The following is a 21,863-nucleotide window of genomic DNA, read 5'->3' on the forward strand; positions in this document are numbered from 1 at the left end:
TTCAACAGCAGCAAGCCCAGCAGGAGCCCGTCAACGCTCATGATGCCGGCTATGAGGTAGGCCCAGCCGATCATCATGGGTTGCTCACCGCCGACCGACAGCCCGAAGTGTGGGGGTGCATCAGAATGCCCATGACAATCTCCTGACCTGGAATCCCCCCAGACACTCGATAGTCGTCCCAGTGTGCCACGGCGGCGCCCTCGAGGGAACAGTGGAAAAGCTCAGCTGAAGACAGCCACTTCTGTCCGTGACTAGCCGGCAAGTAGGGCAGCCACGTAGAGCAGCTGGCGGACCCAGTGGTGCTCCTGCCCGCCCTCGTGGTTGTTGAACCGGTAGACCTCGATCGCCTTGGGAGGGGGAGTCCGCGAGGGGCCGGCCGCTCCCGTGCCGTAGGCATTGTAGGCGGCGAAGACGGTGGACGGCGGGCAGGTATCATCCATTTCTGACTCCCGGCGACGTCGCCGCCGGCGAGGTGTGTCCGCCGCAACGGACGAGCTGCAGAACGGCCGTGATGACGTGGTGGTCCTGGACTCGCGCGGACAACAGGTTACATTTGACCGGCTTCAGATCACGCCCAAGGGTCGGTGGACCTAACGCACTTTGCGCTGCCGGGGCCCGGGCGCCGGGCCCCGCCACCTGATATTCCGGGTGATCGACGAAAGAGGCGGGAAAATCTCTCATCGTCGCAGGAAAAATGAGACATTGGACATCCCATCTCCTGTAGGCTGACTATAAGAGTGGTCGATCACAGCCACGGCCAGAAGGAGTGACATGAGCATCGAATCCCAGGTAGTGTCTCCGGCCCGTTTCAGCGCTCAAATCAGGTCCCATGCGCTGCAAACGCGCATCATGGACCTCATCCTGGAGCAGGGTCTGGACGTCGGGGATGCCCTGCCCACTGAAAGTGAGCTTGCCGCGGTGCTGGGTGTTGGGCGCAACACTGTCAGGGAATCCCTGAAAGTACTGCAGGCACTTGGTGTGATCGAGATCCGGCACGGTTTTGGCATGTTCGTCGCACCGAACAACTTCAGTGCGCTGACGGACGGACTGGCCTTCCGCGGCCGGCTGTCGCTGCGGCACCGTGGTGAAGAGGCCATGGAGCTGATTGACGTGCGCCAAGCGCTGGAGTCCGGCCTCATCGGGTCCGCGATTGACCTCATGACCGAAGAGCAGCTCGGGGACCTGCGCGGCACCATGGAATTGATGGAAGCTGCCGCGCAGGCAGGGAAGCCTCTGGCCGAACTGGACGCGGAATTCCACCGGAAGCTCTACGCGCCACTGAACAACGAGCTTCTTATAAATCTCATGGATGTCTTCTGGAAGGTCTACCGGCAGATCCACCGGGCCCTGGGCTCAGGGCCGGTGGACCTGGGGGAACAGGCGCGTGTCCACTGGGAGATTTATCAGGCCGTGGCTGACAAGGACAAGACGCTGGCCTCCGAGCGGCTCCAGCGCCACTTTGACGGCATCCGGCTGAAACTCAAGGACGTCGCGGCAAGGTAGGCCCCAGGCCGGGCCCTGCCTCACGTCGATCCGAACCACCTTTAGAAAGTGCTTCCCGTGATGGAAATTTTTGTTGTGCCCAACGCCGGCGGAACCGGTGCTGTTGCTGCCGGCATCCTGGCCGCCGTCATCCGCAGCCGCCCCGACGCCGTCCTTGGCGTTGCCACGGGAGGCTCACCCCTGCCCGTGTACGAGGCCCTGGCGGGCCACCGTCTGGACATGTCCGGTGTGCGCGGTTTCGCGCTGGATGAGTATGTCGGGCTGCCGGCGGGCCATCCGCAGAGCTACGCCGAAGTGGTGCGCCGCGAAGTAACGGAACGGCTGCACCTGGACCCCGCCAGCGTTTTCGTCCCCGACGGCGGTGCGGCGAACCCTGAAGAGGCGGCGCAGGACTACGACCGCGCCATCGCACGGGCCGGCGGCATTGACGTACAAATCCTGGGGATCGGACACAACGGGCATCTGGCCTTCAACGAACCGGGCTCAGCCCTGGACTCGCGAACCCGGGTGGAAGCCCTGACGGAGCGAACACGCCAGGCCAATTCCCGGTACTTCGACAGCCCCGGTGACGTCCCCGTGCGCTGCATCACCCAGGGCCTCGGGACCATTATGGAAGCCCGGCAGCTGCTGCTAGTGGTTCACGGGGCGGACAAGGCCGACATCCTCTGCGAGGCACTGACCGGCCCCGTTTCTCCGGAGTGCCCGGCCTCGGTGCTGCAGCTGCACCCGCACGTGACAGTGGTCGCCGATGAAGCTGCGGCAGCGCGGCTAATGGTTGTCCCGGCGGGATCCGTCCACGGAACAGGGCTGGTCAAAGTGCGTGCGGGAGCCGCTGTTGCCTGAGACCGGTGCCGCGCCAGCGGCCCGCCCCGGTACGGGCGGGCCACCGGGGTCCGGATCAGGCCGGGAAGCCCAGGATCTGCCCGCCGCGGAGGACGGCGGCCAGCTCGAAATGCTGGTCGACGGCGATGATGTCGGCGCGCATTCCGGCGCGGAGGCTGCCGATTTCCGTGTCCAGGCCCAGGACGCGGGCGGGGACGAGCGAGGCCGCCATCACCGCATCGGCCGGGCTTACCCCTGCCGCGATGGTCGTGTGGACAACCTCCAGCAGGGTCGCCGTTCCTCCGGCGAGGGCGCCGTTGCTCCGGAGGGTGGCCACGCCGTCGAGCACCACAACGTCGGAGGGGCCCAGCACGTAGTCACCGTCGGGTAGCCCGGTTGCCGCCATCGAGTCCGTCACCAGAGCGATATTCCCAGCTCCAACCAGTTCAAAGACCATCCGGATTGTCTCCGCGTCCAGGTGGACCCCGTCGCCGATGAGTTCGACGACGACGGACCCGGCGGACGCCAGCCGCAGGCACGCCGCGACCGGCCCGGCGCCCCGGTGGTGCAACGGCGGCATTCCGTTAAATAAGTGGGTCACGGTTGGCCTGGCGTGCCGTCCGAAACGTCCCGGGGCGCTGCCGACCAGGTCCGCGGCGTTCGCCAGCGAGGCCGCCGTCAGCTGGGCATCGGCATCGGTATGGCCCAAGGAGGGGGTGACGCCGTGCTCCGTGAGCATCCGGACCAGCCCGCCCGCGCCCGGCAGCTCGGGGGCGTAGGTCATCGTCTTCAGAGTTCCGGCGGCGGCCTCCAGCATTTGCCGGAGCAGACCGGGGTCGGGGTCCCGGAGCCACGCCGGGTTCTGCGCGCCGCAGCGGGCCTGCGAGAGGAACGGCCCTTCGGAATGGATGCCCGCGATGAGTCCGTCTGCGGCGAGGTCCTTGAGTACACCGAGCCCCCGCAGTAACTCATCGCCGGAGGCAGTAACCAGGCTGGCCAGCAGCGTGGTGGTCCCGTGGCGGTGCAGGAAGTCCACGGCCTCCCGGCATGCTTGATCGTCGCCGGTCGGGAACCCGCCCCCGGCGGCACCATGGCAGTGGAGGTCCACGAGCCCGGGCAGAAGTGAGCTGCCAGGCGGCAGCGGGATCTCCTGCGCATCAGGAAAGTGCGCGGCATTGAAGCCGCTGCCGGGTCCTGCATAGGCAATCCGGCCATCCCTCACCGCCACTACGGAGTCCGCGACATATGCACCGTCGCTGAGGAGAGCGCCCCGCAGGACGTAGGCAGGGGCTGTGTCGGTCTGGCGGGACTCCGTCATGGGATCCGGCCTCAGGAGTGCAGCGCGGCAGTGAACCAGCCGGTAATGGTGGCCGGGTGGGTGATGGCAGTACCGACGACGACGGCGAACGCGCCGGCGTCGAGCGCCTGGCGGGCCTGGCCCGGCGTGTGGACCCGGCCTTCGGCGATGAGCGGCCTCCCGAGGCCGGCCGCGGCGATCTGCTCCAGCAACTCCAGGTCAGGTCCGTGGGTTTTGGAGCGTACACCGGTGTAGCCGGCGAGGGTGGTGCCGACCAGGTCCGCCCCGGCGTCGACGGCGGCCGCGGCGTCCTCTAATGAGCCGCAATCCGCCATGACGAGCGCCTGGGAGCCGGCCCGGATCCCGGCGACGGTCTCGGCCAGGGACAAGCCGTCCGGTCGCGGGCGGCGGGTGCCGTCGATGGCGACGATGTGCGCTCCGGCATTGGCCACTGCCAGGGCATGCCGCAGCGTCGGGGTGATGAAGACGCCGTCATGGCCGTCCTTCCAGAGCCCGATGACCGGGACCTCGACGGCGGCTCGGGTGTGCTGGATATCGGCCAGCCCCTGGACCCGGACGGCAGCCGCGCCGCCGATGACCGCCGAGGCCGCGAGCTGCGCGGTGGTGCGGGGGTCCCGCATCGGTTCTCCGGGGTAGGCCTGGCAGGAAACGATGAGCTGGGAGCGGAGGGACTCAATGCCCGCGGGGGTCAGGATCATGTGTGCCTGGTTTCTGTTGTGCGGTTCGGTGGTGGCGGACGGGGGTCAGTTGAAAACTAGCCGTGCGGCGCCGACGATGGCCGCGGAATTTTCCAGCGTGGCGCGGAGGACAGGCACACGCACCAGCGGGTCCAAGAGCTCCCGGCGCAGGGCGGCTTTCATGGGTTTCCACCACAGCTCACCGGCATCGGCCAGCCCGCCGGAGACCACCACGATCTCGGGGTCCAGCACGTTGACGAGGCCACCGGTCGCCTGGCCGGCGGCAGCGGCTGCCGTGCTGACGGCCCGGCAGGCCGCAGGGTCGCCGCCGCGCGCCAGCGCAAACACCTCGCGGGTGTCCGGGACGGCGGGGGACCCGCCCAGCCGCAGGAACGCCGCGTGGATGGCCGGTCCGGAGGCCACGGCTTCCACATGGCCCGAGCCGCCGCAGGAACACGGCAGCGCCTCGCCGCCCGCGTAGGCGTACGGGGAAGCGAAGTGTCCGACGTGTCCGCCGACGAAGCGGTGGCCAAGGACTGGCCGGCCGGCCAGCACCAGGCTTCCGCCTACGCCGGTTCCGAACGCGATCAGCAGCGAGCTCGCCGTCCCGGCCGCCGCCCCGCGCCAGGCTTCGCCGAGCGCATGGGCGTGCACGTCATTCACGGCGCGGACCGCGCCGTGGGGAAGCCCCAGCCGCCGGGCCAGGCCCTCGGTCAGCGCCGTCCCGGCCCAACCCTGGATGGCGTCCGTCGCGGAAACCACCACACCGCGCCCGGCGTCGACCACCCCGGCGGAGCCCAGCCCAACCCCGGCGACGGAGAGGCCGTCGGCCTGGGCGCGGAGCAGCATCCGGGAAACGAGCGCCGCCGTGACGTCCAGGACAGCCTCACCGCCGGAACGGTTCAGCGTCGGGATCGTCTCCGAGAACAGCAGCGCGCCGTCCTCCGAGACCACCCCGGCAGCGGTCTTGGTGCCGCCAAGGTCCACGCCAACAGCGTGCGCCATGTTTCTCCTCAGTCCTGGGTCGTTGCGGGCGTGCTGGCCGAAGCTTAGACCAGGCCGTTGCGTTCGAGGATGACCTTGATCGCGGTGGTCTCGTCCTCGTTCAGCGCGGGCATGGGCGAGCTCATGGTGTTGGACTCGATGATGCCCATGAGCTGCAGGGCCGTCTTGAAGGCACCCAGGCCGGCCGCGCCGCCGGAGACCCGGCCGTTGGGGGTGTAGACGATCTCGAACAGGTCGGCAATGCGGTCCTGTTCGGCAGCTGCTTTGGCCCAGTCGCCGGCTGCTGCGGCGTCCATGAGGTTCCGGTAGCCGCGGGGGTCCACGTTGCCCAGACCCGGGACGACACCCTGCGCCCCGCCGAGGAGGGCCCCGTCGACGACGACCTCGTGACCGGTGAAGATGTCGAAGTTGGGGATCTCCCGGGCGGCCAGCAGGAGCTGGCGGAAAGCGACGTCGTCGCCGGAGGAGTCCTTGACGCCGGCGATCACACCGTCCCGGCCGAGCCGGACCAGCAGGTCGGTGGGCAGCTTGAAGTGAGTCCGGACGGGGACGTCGTAGGCGAAAATCGGTGTGCTGACGGCGTCGTGGATGGCGCGGAAGTGGGTTTCCGTCTCCTCCGCGTTGCCGATCGCGTAATACATCGAGGTCACCACAATCGCGTCGGCGCCGAGGTCGATGACCTTGCGGGCCTCCTCGATGACGCGGTTCGTGGTCTGTTCGTTGGCTCCTACGATCAGCGGAACGCTGCCGGAGTTGGTGGCGGCGATGGTGCTGACGACGAGCTCGCGCTCGGCGTTCGTCAGGTAGGGAACCTCGCCGGAGGACCCGAGGACGAAGAGGCCGGACACGCCGCCGTCGAGGAGGTGCCGGGTGAGGTTCTGCAGCGAGCCGGTGTCGATGCTGCCGTCGGCGTGGCGGGGGGTGACGACCGGGGGAATGACGCCTTGGAATTGGGTAGACAAAGGTAGCTCCAATGATGGTTCGGTGGACTGGGACAAGATGGGGAATCAGGGGTGCAACAGGCTGGGCGCGGCGCCAAGCAGCTTCTTGGTGTAGTCGTTGCTGGGATGGTCGAAGACCTGCGCGGCCGGTCCCTCTTCGACAATTTCGCCGAAGTACATGACGCAGATCCGGTCCGAGACATAGCGGACCGTCTGGATATCGTGCGAGATGAAGACCATGCCGAGGTTTAGCTGGGTCTTCAGGTCCGAGAGCAGGTTCAGCACCTGGGCCCGCACCGAGACGTCCAGCGCCGAGGTCGGCTCATCCGCGACAATGATGTCCGGGTCCAGGGCCAGGGCGCGGGCAATGGCAACGCGCTGGCGCTGGCCGCCGGAGACCTGCGACGGCGTCACCTCGGCGGCGGAGTAGGGCAGCCCGACGAGCGCGAGCAGGTCCTTGACCTTCGCGGCCCGCGTCGCCGCGGTGCCGATCCCGTGGATCTTGAGCGGGTCGGTGAGGATGTCCTGGATGGTCATGCGGGGGTTGAGCGCCGTGGAGGGGTCCTGGAAGACCACCGAGACCGTGCGGCCAAATTCCTTGCGCAGGGCGGCGTTCCGCTTGATGGCGGGCTTCCCGTGGAACAACACCTCACCTGACGTGGGGGTCTGCAGCCCCACCAGCACGGAGGCCAGGGTGGATTTGCCGCAGCCGGATTCGCCGACGATCCCCACGGTCTCGCCCCGGCTGATGGTGAAGTCCACCCCGTTGACGGCCTTGACGATGTTGGGCCGGAACAGGCCGCCGGTGCGGGCCCGGTGGTGGACCTTGACGTTTTTCAGTTCAATCACGGGCTTGCCGGTTGATGTGCTCACTTGGCATCCTCCTTGAGGTGGCTGGCCCAGTAGTGGTCGCTGGCTTCGCCACCAGCGGATTCCACAGCCGTCAGGACGAGCCGCTGGTCCGGGTCGGCGTCGGGCCGCAGCGAACGGGGGGCGAACCTGTCGCCGGCGGCGAACTCCCGGGGTGAGGGCACGGTGCCGGGGATCTGGTGCAGCCGGGCGGCGTCGGCCTCAATGGAAAGCACGGCGCCAAGCAGGCCACGGGTGTATTCGTGCTGGCGGTTCTGCAGCAATGCGGATGCCTGCGCGGACTCCACAACCTGCCCGGCATACATCACGGTGATGCGGTGCGCGAGCGACGCCACCAGGGCGAGGTCGTGGCTGACGAACACCATGGCGAAGCCCAGCTGTTCGCGCAGCTCGTTGAGTAGCTGCACCACCTGGTGCTGGACGGTCACGTCCAGTGCGGTGGTGGGCTCGTCCGCGACCACGATACGGGGGGAGCGGGAGAGCGCCATCGCGATCAGGACACGCTGCCGCTGGCCGCCGGAGAGCTCATGCGGGTAGCTGGCAAGGGTGCGGACGGGGTCGAGTTTGACCATTTCCAAAAGTTCGGCCGGGGTCTTGCGGCCGCCGCGGCGGGTGAGCTGCGTCAGCTGGTCCTTGATCTTCATCGAGGGATTGAGCGAGCTCAGCGCGTCCTGGTACACCATGGCGATCTGCTGGCCCCGGAGGCCTTCGTAGGCCTTGGCGCTGCTGTTGCCGGTTGCGGGGTCAAGCAGCTCCTTGCCGTCGAAGGTGATCGAGCCGGAGATCTTGGCGGTCTTGGGCAGCAGACCCATGATGGCCAGCGAGGTGATGGACTTGCCGCAGCCGGATTCGCCGACGAGCCCCATGGTTTCACCCTCGCGGACGCTGAAGGAGACGTTGTCCACGATGGCGGTGTCGCCGAAGCGGCCGGGGAAGTGGATGGAAAGGTTTGTGACCTCAAGGACCGTGCGGGCGGTATCCGGGACCTGGGGGAGGCGGTCCGTCCGGCCGGCCTCGACGGCGGTCAGCAGCTTCAGCTCCCGGTCCAGCAGGGCGTGCGGGTTGACCGTCGAGGCGTCCCTGACCTGCGGAAATCCGGCTTCGGGAACGGCATCGCCGGCGGCGCCGCGGACGCCGTCGAGCTCACGCTGCTCCACCACGGAGCCCTGGGCCACCGACGTGCCGATCTCGGCGTCCACGGCGACGGCGGCGGGGGAGGACCCGTCGTCGTCCTTCACGACAGGGGCCCGGCGGAGCTTCGGATTCACCATGGCATCGGTGAGGCCCTCGGCCAGGATGTTCAAGGCGAGCACCGTGAGCAGGATGGTGAGGCCGGCGAACGTGGTGGCCCACCAGCCGCCGGAGAGGACGAGGTTGCGGCCGTAGGAGATCACATTGCCCCAGGACGGTGCGGGGTCCTGGACTCCGGCGCCGAGGAAGGAGAGCGAGGCCTCCAGGATGATCGCGTCCGCGACCATCACGGTGGCGAAGACCAGGACCGGGGCCGCGGTGTTGCGGACGATGTGCTTGAGCAGGAGGTAGAAGCGACCGGCCCCGATCACCCGGGCGGCACGGACATAGTCTTCCCCGTATTGGGAGAGCACGTTGGCGCGCACCACCCGGGCGAGCTGGGGCGTGTAGATCACCGCGATGGCCACGATGATGGTGGGCACCGTGTTGCCGAACGCGGCCAGAAGCACTGCGGCCAGGGCGATGCCCGGGAACGCCATGAGGATGTCCATGAGCCGCATGATTAGTTCGTTGACGGGTTTGCTGGAGGTCGCGGCGAGAGAGCCGAGCAGCGCACCGGCGGCGACCGCCAGCGAGACCGCGCCCAGGCCGATCATCAGCGAGGACTGGGCGCCGTAGAGCAGGCGCGAGAAGATGTCCCGGCCCAGGCGGTCAGTGCCGAAGAGGTGCTCGCCGCCGGGCGCCGTCGCCGGAATGAAGGACTCCAGGGGGTCGTGCGGGGCAATGAGGGGCGCAAAGATGGCGGAAAGGGTGATGGCCACCAGGAAGACGAGGGCGAGCCGGGAGGTCCAGGGGAGGGCCTTGAACCGGACTCCGGGGGCGCTGAGGCGCTCAGCGAGTTTGCTGCGCATGGGTCAGACCGTCCTGATTCGGGGGTTGATGAGCAGGTACAGAAGGTCGACGGCGATGTTCACGAGCACGAAGGTGACCGAGATGGTCAGGACCACGCCCTGCACCAGGTTTACGTCGAGGTTGGTGATGCCGTTGAGGATCAGCTGGCCCATCCCGGGCAGGGCAAAGATCATTTCAATCACGACGGCGCCGCCGAGCAGGTAGCCGATCCGCAGTCCCAGCACGGTCACCGGGGTGACCAGGGCGTTCCGGAGGACGTTTTTGGACACGACCTCCCGGTAGGGGACCCCGTTGCCGATTGCTGTCCGGACGTAGTCGCGATCCAGTTCCTCGACCATCGAGGTGCGGACCACCCGAATGAGGGAGGCGGAGACCGGGATGGCGAGGGCCAGGGCCGGGAGCGTCATCGAGTTCAGCCAGCCGCCGAAACCGGATTCGGGCGCCGCGATGCCGCCCGACGGGAAGGAGGGGTTGGCGCCGAGGGCGAACCACTGGATCAGCAGGATGCCCAGCCAGAAGGACGGTGTTGCTACGGCTGCGATGGAGAAGACCCGGACCATTTGGTCCGGCCACTTGTCCCGGTACAGTGCGCCGATGATACCGAATGGAAGCGACAGCATGACCGCGATCAGCACCCCGAGGAAGGTGAGCTGGAGGGTCAGCGGAAACGCGGTGGCGATCATGTCGGCCACCGATTTCGCCGGGGGTGTGGTGACTCCCAGGTCGAACTGGAGCAGCTTTGCCAGGAACCGGAAGTACTGCAGCACCAGTGGGTCGTTGAGGCCGTTGTTCTGCCGGTATTGTTCCTTGGCTTCCTCACTGGCGCCGTCGCCAAGTGCGCTGCTCGCCTGGTCGCCGGGGGCGGCCTGGAGGACGAGGAATACCAGCAGGGTAATGCCCAGGATCATCAGGGGCAGCGCAGCAAGTCTGCGGCCCAGCAGACGCAATATCGTGACCAAAGTTGTCTCCGGAATTCGTGGAAGTGTGTCCCGGCCTCAGCCGGCGCGGGTGGCAGGTGCTGCGGTCCGGGCGGAAGGGGGGACCAGCCCGGACCGCAGTGTTTCGGCCTGGATCAGGCGGTGCGGCCGACGCCGATGAAGCCGACTCCGGTGGTTGGCAGCGGCTTGAAGCCACTGAGCTTCTTGGCATCCCAGGCGCTGGGAAGCTGGCGGTGGAAGATCGGGTACAACGGGAGCTCCTCGGACACCAGATCCACGATGTCGCCGGTCAGTTTCTTCGCCTCGGCCTTGCTGGACTGGCCGGCTTTCGCCATGAGGTCCACCAGAGTGGCCCTTTCCGGAGTGGAGGCCCAGTATGCCCGGCCCTTCATCCAGGTGTCGCCGGCGTAGAACCAGCTCAGCAGCAGGTCGGCGTCGTTTCCGAAGACGGAGGGATCGCCCGGGGCGGCGACGACGGAGTAGTCTCCCTTGCCCACGCGGTCCGTGTACAGCGCGCCGGACTGGAGGTTCTTCAGGGTGACCTTGACGCCGGGGATCTTGTTCCAGGATTCCAGCATCAGCGGGGCCACATCCTTGACCCAGGCCGTGTCCGTGGTGAGCAGCTCGAACTCGAGGTTCGTGACACCGGCCTGCTTCAGCAGTTCCTCGGCCTTCTTGGGGTCAAAGCCGTAAACGTTCTTGGCCTTGACGTAGTCCGGGTGCCCCTCCTGGAAGTAGGAGCTGGCAGCCTTGGCGTTCCCGAACAGCGCCTTCTTGATGATGGAGTCCTTGTCCAGGCCATAGTGCAGGGCCTGGCGGACCAGCTTGTTGTCGAACGGGGCCTGGGCGCAATTGAACATCAGGAAGAGCAGTCCGAAGGACTGGACGGATTCCACGGTTGCCTTCGATTTCAGTCCCTCGATGTCGAGGTAGGGAACATCCTCGATCGCCTGCACGCGGCCGGACTGAATCGCCGTGACACGGGCGGCTGCGTCCGAGAGCAGGAGCCAGTTCATGCCCTTGGCCAGTGCGGGCATAGGGCCGTTGTAGTCCGGGTTTGCCTCGAACACGATCTTGTCGTCCTTGACCGCGGACACCAGCTTGTACGGGCCCGTGCCGACCGGCTGGGCGTCGAATGCCTTGAGCTGGTCTGAGCCGAGCGGGAAGTTCGCCACGGCCTTGGGGACGATCTTGACGACGGAGATGCGCGGGGCGAAGCCGGGGAAGGCGTACTTCAGCGTGAACTCGACGGTCTTCGCGTCGACGGCCTTGACGTCCTGGATGAACGGGATGAACTGGGAGAACAGCGACTTGTTCGCCGGGTCCATGACCCGGGTGAAGGAGAAGACCACGTCCTCGGCGGTGACCGGGGAACCGTTGTGGAACTTGGCGCCGTCGCGGAGTGTCACCTGGTAGGTGGTGTCGTTGATCTGCTTGGGATCGGCCGCGGCGAGGGCGTTATACGGCTCGCGGGTGGCGGGATGCAGTTCCACCAGGCCCTCGTAGACGTGCAGGTTGGCGGCCAGCGGCGTGGCGCCGGAGGACGACAGCGGGTCGAACCCGGTCGACAGTGCGTAGGAGATGCCCACTTCGATGATGAGGTCTTTGTTGATCGGTGCGGTGTTGGCGGCAGCTCCCGCCGTCGTGGTGGCCGCTCCGCCGCAGGCGGCGAGGGAGGTGGTGAAAGCCGCGGCCACGCCCAGCGCGCCCGACAGCTTGAGGAAGCTCCGGCGGCTGGCGTCGTTGACCAGCGGCAAGTTCGTTGATGTCCTGCTCATAATTTGCCTCACCATTCGAGTATATTTATCGGATGTAGGACGTCCGATGCTTGTAGTGAAAACTGTAAGGGGCATCACACGGGCCCGTCAAGCGGATGAAGTGCTGCACGCCGGCGGTCCCACAACTCGACGTCCGCAGCGGTTCAGGTCGAAGGAGCGAAAAATGTCATTGATCGTCGGCGCCTATCCGGCCCAGCCCGAGGGGCCTCCTCAGAGGCAGTTCTTTGAGGAGCTGTCAGCTGTCCCGGCCATCCGCGGCCTTGAGCTTCCCTACCGCGCGTGGGGAGGGGAACCGTGGCCCGCCGGGGCAAACGCCGGGTGGTCAGCCGTGGTCACGGCAATCCCAGGAACCATGCAACGGGTCGGCGGGGACGCACGGTTCGGTCTCGCGTCCATGGACCGGGAAGGTCGTCGGGCCGCTGTTGACTTCACGGCGGGCATCCTGAGCTATGTCGCGGGTCTTCGGGATCACGGGCACCGCGTGGAGGCGGTCGCGCTGCACTCCGCACCGTCCGGGCACGGCTCCCCAGCGGCCTTCACGGAGTCGCTCGGGGAAATCCTTGGATGGGACTGGCAGGACACTTCCGTGGTGGTCGAACACTGCGACACTCCGCGTGCCGGGCTGGTGCCCGAAAAGGGCTTTCTCGCATTCCGTGACGAGGTCGATGTCGTCCGGGCGTTCCGGGAGCAGGGCCGGGACATCGGCATGCTCGTGAACTGGGCCCGGTCCGTCATCGAGACCGGTGAGAGCCGCACGGCCGCAGACCACGTGGCCGGGGCGCGCGAGGCCGGCGTCCTCGGGGGGCTGATGTTCTCGGGCTGTTCGGCCGAAGCCACCGAGTTTGGTTACCCGTGGATCGATGCCCACCTGCCCGCCGTCGAGGTCGAGGGGGCCCCGGCCAGCTCCCTGCTCAACGCCCGCGAGATCGCCCGATGTCTGGGCGAAGCCGGCGAACCGCCGATCATCGGTCTCAAGATCGGCTTGCCGAGGGCGGCGGTATCAGCCTTCGAGCGGGCGGCGCGCGTGCGGCAAATGTGCGCGCTCGTGATGGCTAACGCCGGGTGAAAGGCGGATCCCAGCCCAAAGTGGCGTTAGGGGGCGCAGCCAGCCTCCACCTGAACCGCACCCGTGGCCAGGTCGAAATGGAAAATTCGCCCGAGGCGCACGTGCTGATCGCCGTAGGTGCCTTCGACAACGAAGGTGAGGGTGAGGACGCCCCGGGTCACGTCCTGGTCCGTGACCGCGTAGCTGGGCGTGAAATAGAGGGTTTCCTCGGCCGGAGCAAGGTCCGCCGCGGGGAATGCCTCTGCGCCGGGTCCGGACAGGCGGACCGCCGTTGCCGTCCGGGCGCCGTCATTCCGGGTTCGTCCCGTGAAGGCGAGGATGTCCCCTGCTTTGTAGCCGGGGATGATCGCGCCGTAGTTCAGGTCCTGTGCCTCGCGGCTCCCGATGACCTGGGTGCCGGTTGAGTAGCCCTGGCCGATCTCCTTCCACGTCTGTACACCCCAGTCACCGCTGTCCGAGGAGATGCTGTGGAACTTCCCGATGTTCTGCCAGACGGCGGGCCGGCCGGGGGTGATGGAGCGCAGCTCCATCTCGAAGACGAGTCCGGCCCCCGAGGTGGCGGGCGCCCTGATCCCGGTGGCGGTCAGCTGGGCCGAAAGCTGCTGGGCCGGGAGGGAACAGAAGACGATTTCCCGGTACCCCTGGCGCTCATACAGGACACCGATGTTGCCGTCCGGCAGCCGTGCGGCCGTCGAATACGCTGAGCTGCCCGGGCACAGAACCAGCTTGGCGGGCCAGGTCAGCCCATTGTCGGGGGAAAGGCTGAGGACCGTGTTGCGGCGCAGCCCGGTGTCGTGATTGTTGCTGGCCAGGAGCCACGAATTTGTGGACTCCGAGGCGAAGGTTCCCAGGGCCGGGGCGCCGTCAAAACGCACCAGCGAGCCGTTGTCACTGGGATCGGGCAGGTCCTCGACCGGATGCAAGGGACTCCAGCTGTGTCCGCCGTCCTCCGAGACGGCCGCGAGGCGGCGGGGAGTGGCCCGGCTGTGCAGGAGGAGCCGGCCGTCCGCGAGGGCGGCGACTTTGTTCTCGTTGGGGCCGGCGCTGCCGGGCCCGGCGCCGAGAAGCTCCCCGAGCGTCCAGTTTTCGCCGTGGTCATCGCTGTAGGCGGAGGCTGCCATGATGGCCCCGCCGGCCAGGACGACGTACTGCTGCACCAGCCTTCCTCGGAACGGCCCTGTGTGGATCTGGATACCCTGCCCCGCGGAGGCGAAGATCCCCGTGATGGCGGGAGCCTGGGGGCCGGGGGTTCCGCGTGCGGGCGGGCGGACCTTCAATTGTCCGGTGATCCGCTGGTGCTGCCAGGTCAGCCCGTCGTCATCGGAGAAGCTGACATCGCAGTGTTGCACCTCGTCTTCCGGTTCCAGTCCCGCCCGGGCTTCGAAGAAACCGGCATGGGTCCCCGCGGAGTGGAACATGAAGATCCGCCCGGTGTCTGCATCAACCAGCAGGCTCGGGTCGCCATAGCCGTGCAGCCCGACGCCGGTGCGCACCACTTGCTGGCTGCCCCAGGTTCTTCCGCTGTCGGTGCTGCGGCGCAGCAAAAGGTCAATCGGGCTCGGGAGATCATCAAGGTTTGGGCGGCCGTCGTAGGCAGCAAGGACGGTGCCCCGCAGTGAGACGGCCAGGGCCGGGATTCGGTATTGCCGGTAGCCGGCGGCACCGCGGACCGCGAGCACGTGCTCAACCTCGGGTCGGGCCAGCGGAATATCCGTCGACCCGGCGGCGCGAAGGTGGGATGTCATATGTCCATTGTAGGTCGCTGGCCCGTGCCTGCTCACGGTCCTTTGTGGTGTCGGCGCAATTCCGGCCAGAACAACCATCCTGCACGTTGCAGATGGTCAGACAGGCCGCTGCCGGCGTAATAATCCCCGCTCATTGCTCCGTGGCGGGCCCCGCCCTGATGATGTTCACGATCTCGGCAAATCCCAGCCGGTGGGCGTTCTCCAACGCCGTTCGTCCCTGAGGGTCCGGGATCGCCGGGTCCGCGCCGGCGGCGAGGAGCTGCTGGACCACGTCCTGCTGCCTGGGGCCGCCGTTGTTGAGGAGGATGGCCTCCTGTAGGGCGGTCCAGCCCAGGCTGTTGACGTGGTTCACGGGCACCCCTGCTTCGAGGAGGATCCGCACGGTCTCCACGTGTCCGTGTTCGCTGGCCGGGATCAGCGCTGTCCCGCCGAACCGGTTGGTGCTGGACACGTCGGCGCCGTTGGAGAGCGTCAGCCGCAGGACCTCATTGAATCCTTCAGCCCCGGCATAGAGGAACGCTGAATCCTGGATCGAGTCCTTGGCGTTAACGTTGCCGCCGGCCCGGATCAGCTCGGCCACCCGACCGGCGTCGTTGGCCTTGGCAGCCTGGACAAGGCGCCGGTCCAGTGACGCTTGAGCCTCCCGGGGCCGGACCGGCGGGGCCGACGTTGTCGAAGAATGTGGCGGCGCCTGCAGCCCGGGAATGGCCCCGGCGGTCGGGGACTCCAGCCCGAGGGGCCGCTCGCTTCCCGGGCCACAGGACATCAGCCCGAGCACCGCTGCCGCGATCAAGACAAGATTCCGGATCCCGGCCACGGTGACGCCTACTTGGCTGTGCCCGGCGCGGCACTGGCAATGGTTTCCGCACCGGCTGCGGCGCAGGCTTCGTCGAGCATGCCGTCGGGAGCCCCGCCGACGCCGATGCCCGCCACGGACACCCCGTTGAACTTAAGCGGAACCCCGCCGGCCAGGAAGAGGGTGCCGGGGAGGTCAGCGATGCTCGGCCCGTTCCCGTTGATCCTCTTGGACAACTCGCTGGTCGGCGTTCCGAAGGCCGCAGCGGTGTAGGCCTTTTGCCGGGCCGCCTCGATTGTGTGCTCGGCGGCGTTGTCGCCGCGGAGCAGGGCCTGGACGGTCCCGAAGCGGTCGACCAGCGCCACCGTCACGAACGGCAGCTTGTCGGACTGGCACTTCCCGAGGGCGGCCTGGACGGCAGCAGCGGAAGCATCCACGCTGATGCGGTTCTGGGCGACCACGTTCTCCGGAACCGGCTGGATGTCCGCCGCCGGGACGGCAAGGCTGGCCGCGGCGGGGGTGGGCCCGGCGTTGGCGGCGGCCGTCAGCCCGCCGGTCAGGAGCAAAACCCCGGTGGTGGCGGCGGCAGTGATGATCTTGTTGGACTTCTTCATGAATTCTCCTTGGAGTGCGGTCTCGGGGCGTGCTCCAGGCTGATGGCCTGGGTCCCGAATCCATCTTTTCCGCTCCCGTGCGGGTGGGCATCGGGCATTCGGCTGACGCTTCCTCCCCCGTAAGGCCAGCAGTATCAGCCAAATGGCTGAGGCCGGCGCCACGTCGCGGGCTCTAGCATGGTGGGTAGTACTCCATCCACCGGAACCGGATCCCATGCCTGACTTACCAGCCGCCCCGCCGGTGCCCTCCCGGCGCGACCGTGCCGCGGGGAGGGGACCGCTGGGCCGGATCGACGCCGTCGTCCATCTCGGTTTTGCCGTGCTCCTGGTGGCGTCGGCGGTCCGCTACATGATGAGGCACAGCCCTGCGGATAACTTGGGGGTGTTGGCACTCGCCGCGGCGGTCTGTACGCTCTACGCTCTGATCGCCGTGCTCTCGCAGCGGCGTCGGCCGTGGGCGGTGTGGATGTTCGTCCTGGTAGTGCTCTGGGCCGTGCTGGTGATGGTGGCGCCGAGCTTTGCCTGGTGCTCGTTCGCGCTGTTCTTCCTGTGCCGCACGGCCTTCACCGGGTGGGTCGGCTACGTCGCCGGCGGCGCGACGGCGGCGGCTACTGCGTTCGGGCTGTTCCGGCTTGGCGGCGGAACCGATGTCGCCATGCTCCTGGGACCCCTGGCGGTGGGCGTCATGCTGACACTGATCCATGACCGCATCGAGCACGACGCCGAGGAGCAGCGCCGGCTCCATGCAGCGGTGTCGCTGGCGCAGGGTCAACTGGCGGCCACCGAGCGCAGGGCGGGCAGTATCGAGGAACGTGCCCGGGTTTCCCGGGAGATTCATGACACCGTGACCCAGGGCCTGGCCAGCAGCCTCCTGCTCCTGGAAGCGGCCCACCGGTCCTGGCCCGCGCCGGCCGCACGTGAGGACGTCCGCGCCGCGAGCGGGATGCTGCGGCAGAACCTGGCCGAAACCCGCAGCCTGGTGCATGACCTCGCTTCCCCGGGGCTGGATACGGCCCCCCTGCCGGACGCCGTAGCCAAAGCGGCGTCGCAGTACCTGCCGGGTGTGCACCTGCTGGTCACCGGCGAGCCCCGCCCGGTTCCCGCCGACACCCGGCACGCCCTGCTGCGGGTGGTCCAGAGCGCGGCCGCCAACACGGCCCTGCATGCGTCCGCGGCCAACGCCACGGTAACGCTGGGCTTCCTGCCGGGCGCCGTGACGCTGGATGTGTACGACGACGGCGCGGGCTTTGATCCGTCGTCGCTGGCGCCGCCTTCGGACTCTGGAGGCTACGGACTGCGCGCCATGCGCCAGCGGGTCGAGCAACTCGGCGGCGTATTCTCCGTGGAAAGCAGCCCCGGCGGCGGGACGGTTGTGGCCGCGGAACTGCCGACCAGGGAGAAACAGTGAAGACCATTACCGTGCTGCTGGCGGATGACCACCTGGTCGTCCGCAGCGGGCTCAAGGCGCTCCTGGCGACCCAGCCCGGCATTGAGGTGGTGGCCGAGGCAGCCTCCGGTGAGGAGGCACTCGCCCTGGTGGAGCAGCACGGCCCGGCCGTGGTGATGATGGATCTCGCCATGGGTGCCGGCATGGACGGCATCGAGGCCATCAAGCGGTTGCGGCAGCGCAACAGCCGGCAGGCGATCCTCGTGTTCACCACGTATGACTCCGACGCCGATATCGTCCGCGCCGTCGATGCCGGGGCGATGGGCTATCTGCTCAAGGAAGCCTCCCCCGAGGAGATCTTCGCAGCTGTCCGCGGCGCGGTCCACGGCAAGAGCGTGATGAGCGCACCGGTAGCCTCGCGGCTGTTCCAGCAACTGCGCAACCCGGACGCCATCCTGACCCCGCGCGAGGCCGAGCTGCTGAGCCTCCTGACCGAAGGACTCAGCAACCGCGAACTCGGCCAGCGGCTGTTCATCTCCGAGGCCACGGTGAAAACGCACCTGGCACACATCTACGCCAAACTCGGGGTCGAAACCCGTTCCGCGGCGATCGCCACCGCCATCCGCCGCGAGGGCATGCGCTAGGCGGGCATCATCTGGAGTCCCCTGCCCCGTTAGCGGGAAGTGCGCGGAAGGACGACCAGCCCGTCAGCGACGAGCCTGCCCTCGCGGATGACGGTGCGGTCGGTGCCGCGGTCCATGACGGCGCTGGTGATGGTTTCGCCGTCGATTAGGACGATGTCGGCCCGATCCCCCACAGCCAGCCCGGGCCGGTCGTCGGGATTGGTGAGGCGCGGGATGGTGCGGTCAATGATGGACGCGCCTCCGATGGTGGCGATCGCCGTGCAGTGCTCGATCAGCCTGTCCTTGCGCAGACGGTGAGTGAAGGCCAGTTGCCAGGTGCGGTCGAGCATGTCGCAATTGCCGTACGGGCTCCAGTAATCGCGCTGGCCGTCTTCGCCTAAACCGACGCGGATACCCGCCGCTGTCATCCGGGCCAGATCAAACTGTGTGCCGCCACTGGCCGGGGCGACCGTCGCCCAGGCCACGTCCAGTTCGGCCATCTGCTCCATAAGCCGGGCGGTCACATCGGGGTGGATGTTGGCCAGATCGTAGGCATGGGACAGCGAGACGCGTCCCTCCATACTCAGCGCCCGGGTGCGTTCGAAGATCAGTTCGGCGCTGAAGACCCCCAGGTGGCCGGGCTCGTGCAGGTGGATGTCGACGTCGACCCCGTACTTTTCAGCCAGGCCGAACACGATGTCCAGATGGCGGACGGGGTCACGGTCCAGCTGGCAGGGGTCAATGCCGCCGATGGTCGTGGCACCCGCGCGGAGGGCCGCCTCCAGGAGCGGGACGGTGCCGTCCTCCAGCAGGAGGCCGGCCTGGGGGAAGGCCATGATCTCTACGTCGGCGGCGTGGGCAAAGCGCTCCTTGGCAGCCATGACTGCCTCGAAGCGTTCAAGCTTGCAGTCGACGTCGACCTGGGCGTAGGAACGGACCCGCGTGGTACCCCGCGCAATCATTCGCTCCAGCGTCCCCGCAACGACCTCCGGGTAGGGGATGGGGGTGTTACGCCAGTTTTCCCGGTCGTTGCACATCATGTTCCACACGCCGGGGGAGGCGGTGTGCTCTCGGAACGGCAGCCCGATCCGCGTCGAGTCGAGGTGGACGTGCACGTCCGTGAAGGAGGGCAGGGCGATCCGGCCCCGCCCGTCGACCGCCCCGCCGGCAGATTCGGCGGCTTCGACGGCGGTCACCGCGGGGCGAACAGCCGCAATCCGCCCCTCGCGTATCTCAAGGTCGACGGCGTCCCCGCCCCAGGGGCGGACGTTAGTAATGAGCATGGTGATTCCTTTCGGCCGGACTGTGAATGACGCTGGGGAAGATGCCCATCCCGCGGGACCGCACCTTTGCCCACCAAAGCATGTACCAGAACTGGAAGGCTATCTGCACGATGACTTCGAGACGGGCGACATGGTCCATGAAGCGCTCCGCATCGCGCAGGCCTGCAAGCCCCTGCGTGGACAGGCGTTTTGTTGTCGTTCGGACTGCAGATTTTTTGGGTTTCTTTGCATCCGCGCTGATTCCATGATTCCAATTTAAACTGCGGACTGGCATTAATAATTTAAATCGGTATGGTGATGGGTAGGTAGCGTTTAGAAAGGCATGATTCCATTGTCGGAAAAGTCTCCCAGAAATAGCAGTGCCAAAAAAACGGGAAAGTCGATTCTCGAAAAGAGAGCCGAAAAAAGGGCGAAAACCGAAACCAGCGAGAATCTCTTCGCAAAGCCGCGCAAAAACCAGCGGTGACACGCCGCCCATGACGGCCCACCAGCCGCATGCGCGCGTTTCCCCTGCGTTACCAAGCGCCGCGGCAGCCGAACCCGAGATTCCCAGCCGTGCCCGGCTGCCCGTAGCAGGCCACACTGGCGCCGTGGATTCCCAAGCCACTAGGGCCCGAATCTAATTCCTTTCCCCGAGTCCAATTCCCACGCGGAGCCGACGATTCCTGGTGCATCCAAATGCCGTGACTGGGCACCGCCTAATTCCCGCTTGGCCCGCGTTTTGAGCCTTCCGGGTCGCAACCGTTCTAACACAGAAAGGACCAGTAATGCGCGCGAAACGCATCGCCCTGGTTATCCCGGCAAGTCTAAGTCAGCCCGTCCGCGTCGAAAAGATCAACACGGCCCTGGCCGCGCGCCAGACCCTGGTTGAAGGAAACGTCGAAGCAATCACCGGCAAGGATTGGCACGTTTATCTGAACGACGAGGCAGACTTTATCCCCCTGCCCCTGAACGCCCGGGCCGAAGTGCTGATCCGCGAAGCAGGGTTACATCTCGAGGAGACCGTCAGCGGGACGGCTGTGTTTCTTGGCCACGAGGACAACGGCGATGAAGCAGATGCGCCGGCACACCTGCTCCAGCTGGCCGAACGCCTCTTCGGCACCGCGCTGGCCGCCTAACAACGACGGAAGATCCGCGCAGCTAAGTCCTTTTCACACGCTGCACCCGGGGCAGTGGGTCCGACGCTGTACCACCACGGTCCCGTTGCCCTGGAGGAAGACGCGGCCTTCGCAGTGCCAGCGGACGGCGTTGGAAAGTGCCTCGCGCTCGGTGTCGCGTCTGGCCGCCAGGAGAAGATCTCGGTGCTCGTGATCGCGGCGCCGGCAGGAACATCCGTCACGACGGTTGGTTCGATGAAAGAGCCAGGCCCCTCCATGGCGTTGCCTCCGACGGCGATCGTCAGGCCGTCCCTGCGGACCTCGTCGAGCGCGGCCAGACCCGTTCGTAGTGGGCTATGGAGATCATGGAGCCGATGTCGACGTCGTTGCCCGCGCCGGCGCAGGCCTGGTGCTCTAGGCGCGGGGCCTGTGTTGGGCCAGAATCGGAATCTGAAACGAAAGGACTCCGCGGAATGGCCATCGAAGTCCGTCCGGCGACGCAGTTTGAGGACGTCAAGGCAGTGCTGGGCCCCAAACGGCCCGACGCCAACGTGTGCTGGTGCCTGAGCTACCGCATCCCCTCCAGACAGAACCTGGAGTTGCGCGGCCTGGAGCGCGGGGAACTGGTCCGGCAGCTGACCGGCCAGGACCCGCCGCCCGGCGTGCTCGCATACGACGGCGACGACGTGGTGGGCTGGGCGGCAGTCCATCCGCGCGCCGACACCAGCTTTGCCCGCAACCGCAAGATCCCCCACGTGGACGAGCTCGCCGTGTGGTCGGTGTGGTGTATTCGGGTGCGACCCGGGCATCGCGGCCATGGAATCTCCCACCGGCTGTTGAAGGGCGCCGTCGACTTCGCCCGGAGCTACGGCGCGCCGGCCATCGAAGGCTATCCGGTCGATAATCAGGGCCAGCACGTCGACCTCACCATGGCCTATGTGGGCACCCGGAAGCTCTTCGAAGAGGCCGGGTTCGTCAAGGTCTCAGACACGGACTCCGTTATCAACGGCTTTCCGCGCGTGCTGATGCGCCTGGACCTGCGCTGACATCGACGACGTGACGCCGCCGTAACGGCGGCCTCCGCGAGGGTCAACGTCCTGTGCACGCGCGCCCGAAGCAGTGCCCATCAGATCTCATTGCTGCAACCGAGCCTCGTCCAGCGCAACAATTTGGGCTGACCGGTCCAGCGAACGTTCCGCGGACCCGTCAGGCATTCACGAGAAATTTCCCGGTCCAGAAGCGAAAAGCGTTGACTGTGTCAGCAGTCATGGCTAATCTGATGCAACAGCGTTGCGTT

General features: G+C 67.1%; 20 protein-coding genes and 2 pseudogenes. 7 read left to right on the forward strand and 15 right to left on the reverse strand.

Features of this window, described 5'->3' with window-relative positions:
* Positions 1-251: 251 nt before the first annotated feature.
* A pseudogene (locus J2W14_RS01790) lies at positions 252-446 on the reverse strand (acetylxylan esterase); the annotation flags it as partial.
* A gap of 325 nt (positions 447-771) precedes the next feature.
* Between J2W14_RS01790 and J2W14_RS01795 the strand changes: the two are divergent.
* Both J2W14_RS01795 and J2W14_RS01800 read left to right on the forward strand, forming a co-directional pair.
* Positions 772-1,503, forward strand: coding sequence for a FadR/GntR family transcriptional regulator (locus tag J2W14_RS01795; protein WP_307457515.1), 732 nt, complete (start codon positions 772-774; stop codon positions 1,501-1,503).
* Positions 1,504-1,563: 60 nt separating this feature from the next.
* On the forward strand, positions 1,564-2,346 hold the full coding sequence (locus J2W14_RS01800) for a glucosamine-6-phosphate deaminase (protein WP_307458269.1): 783 nt from the start codon (positions 1,564-1,566) through the stop codon (positions 2,344-2,346).
* Positions 2,347-2,401: 55 nt separating this feature from the next.
* On the opposite strand, the gene J2W14_RS01805 is transcribed toward J2W14_RS01800, so the two are convergent.
* The 8 genes from J2W14_RS01805 to J2W14_RS01840 all read right to left on the reverse strand — a co-directional run bounded on the left by J2W14_RS01805 (position 2,402) and on the right by J2W14_RS01840 (position 11,970).
* Positions 2,402-3,643, reverse strand: a complete 1,242-nt coding sequence (locus J2W14_RS01805; RefSeq protein ID WP_307457518.1) for an N-acetylglucosamine-6-phosphate deacetylase — start codon at positions 3,641-3,643, stop codon at positions 2,402-2,404.
* An 11-nt stretch (positions 3,644-3,654) separates the two neighbouring features.
* Positions 3,655-4,341, reverse strand: coding sequence for an N-acetylmannosamine-6-phosphate 2-epimerase (locus tag J2W14_RS01810; protein WP_307457522.1), 687 nt, complete (start codon positions 4,339-4,341; stop codon positions 3,655-3,657).
* Positions 4,342-4,386: 45 nt separating this feature from the next.
* On the reverse strand, positions 4,387-5,325 hold the full coding sequence (locus tag J2W14_RS01815) for an ROK family protein (RefSeq protein ID WP_307457526.1): 939 nt from the start codon (positions 5,323-5,325) through the stop codon (positions 4,387-4,389).
* Between the two features lie 44 nt (positions 5,326-5,369).
* Positions 5,370-6,287 carry a dihydrodipicolinate synthase family protein gene (locus J2W14_RS01820; protein WP_307457528.1) on the reverse strand — a complete coding sequence of 306 codons (918 nt, stop codon included), beginning with the start codon at positions 6,285-6,287 and terminating at the stop codon, positions 5,370-5,372.
* A gap of 45 nt (positions 6,288-6,332) precedes the next feature.
* Entirely contained in the window at positions 6,333-7,139 is an 807-nt protein-coding gene (locus tag J2W14_RS01825; RefSeq protein ID WP_307457530.1) for an ABC transporter ATP-binding protein, read from the reverse strand.
* The gene (locus J2W14_RS01830; RefSeq protein ID WP_307457532.1) at positions 7,136-9,238 is read right to left on the reverse strand and encodes a dipeptide/oligopeptide/nickel ABC transporter permease/ATP-binding protein; all 2,103 of its coding nucleotides are present in this window, start codon (positions 9,236-9,238) and stop codon (positions 7,136-7,138) included. The genes J2W14_RS01825 and J2W14_RS01830 overlap by 4 nt, the downstream gene beginning before the upstream one ends.
* 3 nt (positions 9,239-9,241) lie before the next feature.
* On the reverse strand, positions 9,242-10,198 hold the full coding sequence (locus J2W14_RS01835; protein ID WP_307457533.1) for an ABC transporter permease: 957 nt from the start codon (positions 10,196-10,198) through the stop codon (positions 9,242-9,244).
* 113 nt (positions 10,199-10,311) lie between these two features.
* Positions 10,312-11,970, reverse strand: coding sequence for an ABC transporter substrate-binding protein (locus tag J2W14_RS01840; protein ID WP_370871162.1), 1,659 nt, complete (start codon positions 11,968-11,970; stop codon positions 10,312-10,314).
* A 148-nt stretch (positions 11,971-12,118) separates the two neighbouring features.
* Here J2W14_RS01840 and J2W14_RS01845 point away from each other — a divergent pair, with 148 nt between their 5' ends.
* The gene (locus tag J2W14_RS01845; RefSeq protein WP_307457539.1) at positions 12,119-13,021 is read left to right on the forward strand and encodes a DUF4862 family protein; all 903 of its coding nucleotides are present in this window, start codon (positions 12,119-12,121) and stop codon (positions 13,019-13,021) included.
* Positions 13,022-13,047: 26 nt separating this feature from the next.
* On the opposite strand, the gene J2W14_RS01850 is transcribed toward J2W14_RS01845, so the two are convergent.
* From J2W14_RS01850 to J2W14_RS01860, 3 genes are all read right to left on the reverse strand, one after another.
* On the reverse strand, positions 13,048-14,766 hold the full coding sequence (locus tag J2W14_RS01850) for a sialidase family protein (RefSeq protein ID WP_307457542.1): 1,719 nt from the start codon (positions 14,764-14,766) through the stop codon (positions 13,048-13,050).
* A 130-nt stretch (positions 14,767-14,896) separates the two neighbouring features.
* Entirely contained in the window at positions 14,897-15,583 is a 687-nt protein-coding gene (locus J2W14_RS01855) for an ankyrin repeat domain-containing protein (protein WP_307457546.1), read from the reverse strand.
* 8 nt (positions 15,584-15,591) lie between these two features.
* Entirely contained in the window at positions 15,592-16,176 is a 585-nt protein-coding gene (locus tag J2W14_RS01860; RefSeq protein ID WP_307457549.1) for a GlcG/HbpS family heme-binding protein, read from the reverse strand.
* 214 nt (positions 16,177-16,390) lie between these two features.
* On the opposite strand from J2W14_RS01860, the gene J2W14_RS01865 reads away from it, so the two are divergent.
* Positions 16,391-17,584, forward strand: a complete 1,194-nt coding sequence (locus tag J2W14_RS01865; RefSeq protein WP_307457552.1) for a sensor histidine kinase — start codon at positions 16,391-16,393, stop codon at positions 17,582-17,584.
* On the forward strand, positions 17,581-18,207 hold the full coding sequence (locus J2W14_RS01870; protein WP_307457555.1) for a response regulator: 627 nt from the start codon (positions 17,581-17,583) through the stop codon (positions 18,205-18,207). Before J2W14_RS01865 ends, J2W14_RS01870 begins: the two co-directional genes overlap by 4 nt.
* Before the next feature lie 29 nt (positions 18,208-18,236).
* On the opposite strand, the gene J2W14_RS01875 is transcribed toward J2W14_RS01870, so the two are convergent.
* Both J2W14_RS01875 and J2W14_RS01880 read right to left on the reverse strand, forming a co-directional pair.
* The gene (locus J2W14_RS01875) at positions 18,237-19,469 is read right to left on the reverse strand and encodes an amidohydrolase family protein (RefSeq protein ID WP_307457559.1); all 1,233 of its coding nucleotides are present in this window, start codon (positions 19,467-19,469) and stop codon (positions 18,237-18,239) included.
* The gene (locus tag J2W14_RS01880) at positions 19,456-20,076 is read right to left on the reverse strand and encodes a hypothetical protein (protein WP_307458301.1); all 621 of its coding nucleotides are present in this window, start codon (positions 20,074-20,076) and stop codon (positions 19,456-19,458) included. The genes J2W14_RS01875 and J2W14_RS01880 overlap by 14 nt, the downstream gene beginning before the upstream one ends.
* 160 nt (positions 20,077-20,236) lie before the next feature.
* On the opposite strand from J2W14_RS01880, the gene J2W14_RS01885 reads away from it, so the two are divergent.
* A complete protein-coding gene (locus tag J2W14_RS01885; RefSeq protein WP_307457563.1) occupies positions 20,237-20,587 on the forward strand; it encodes a DUF3846 domain-containing protein in 351 nt (116 codons plus the stop codon).
* Between the two features lie 173 nt (positions 20,588-20,760).
* Here the strand turns inward: J2W14_RS01885 and J2W14_RS01890 are convergent.
* Positions 20,761-20,960, reverse strand: a pseudogene (locus J2W14_RS01890) (aldehyde dehydrogenase family protein); the annotation flags it as partial.
* A gap of 79 nt (positions 20,961-21,039) precedes the next feature.
* Between J2W14_RS01890 and J2W14_RS01895 the strand changes: the two are divergent.
* A complete protein-coding gene (locus J2W14_RS01895; protein ID WP_307457566.1) occupies positions 21,040-21,612 on the forward strand; it encodes a GNAT family N-acetyltransferase in 573 nt (190 codons plus the stop codon).
* Positions 21,613-21,863 lie beyond the last annotated feature (251 nt).

This window comes from Pseudarthrobacter oxydans (assembly GCF_030812335.1).
GTDB classification, from domain to species: domain Bacteria; phylum Actinomycetota; class Actinomycetes; order Actinomycetales; family Micrococcaceae; genus Arthrobacter; species Arthrobacter oxydans_B.

Coding starts and splice junctions, on each gene's coding strand:
- J2W14_RS01795 (WP_307457515.1), top strand. CDS start 772: ATGAGCATCGAATCCCAGGTAGTGTCTCCGGCCCGTTTCAGCGCTCAA.
- J2W14_RS01800 (WP_307458269.1), top strand. CDS start 1,564: ATGGAAATTTTTGTTGTGCCCAACGCCGGCGGAACCGGTGCTGTTGCT.
- J2W14_RS01805 (WP_307457518.1), bottom strand. CDS start 3,643: ATGACGGAGTCCCGCCAGACCGACACAGCCCCTGCCTACGTCCTGCGG.
- J2W14_RS01810 (WP_307457522.1), bottom strand. CDS start 4,341: ATGATCCTGACCCCCGCGGGCATTGAGTCCCTCCGCTCCCAGCTCATC.
- J2W14_RS01815 (WP_307457526.1), bottom strand. CDS start 5,325: ATGGCGCACGCTGTTGGCGTGGACCTTGGCGGCACCAAGACCGCTGCC.
- J2W14_RS01830 (WP_307457532.1), bottom strand. CDS start 9,238: ATGCGCAGCAAACTCGCTGAGCGCCTCAGCGCCCCCGGAGTCCGGTTC.
- J2W14_RS01840 (WP_370871162.1), bottom strand. CDS start 11,970: ATGGTGAGGCAAATTATGAGCAGGACATCAACGAACTTGCCGCTGGTC.
- J2W14_RS01845 (WP_307457539.1), top strand. CDS start 12,119: ATGTCATTGATCGTCGGCGCCTATCCGGCCCAGCCCGAGGGGCCTCCT.
- J2W14_RS01850 (WP_307457542.1), bottom strand. CDS start 14,766: ATGACATCCCACCTTCGCGCCGCCGGGTCGACGGATATTCCGCTGGCC.
- J2W14_RS01860 (WP_307457549.1), bottom strand. CDS start 16,176: ATGAAGAAGTCCAACAAGATCATCACTGCCGCCGCCACCACCGGGGTT.
- J2W14_RS01865 (WP_307457552.1), top strand. CDS start 16,391: ATGCCTGACTTACCAGCCGCCCCGCCGGTGCCCTCCCGGCGCGACCGT.
- J2W14_RS01875 (WP_307457559.1), bottom strand. CDS start 19,469: ATGCTCATTACTAACGTCCGCCCCTGGGGCGGGGACGCCGTCGACCTT.
- J2W14_RS01885 (WP_307457563.1), top strand. CDS start 20,237: ATGCGCGCGAAACGCATCGCCCTGGTTATCCCGGCAAGTCTAAGTCAG.
- J2W14_RS01895 (WP_307457566.1), top strand. CDS start 21,040: ATGGCCATCGAAGTCCGTCCGGCGACGCAGTTTGAGGACGTCAAGGCA.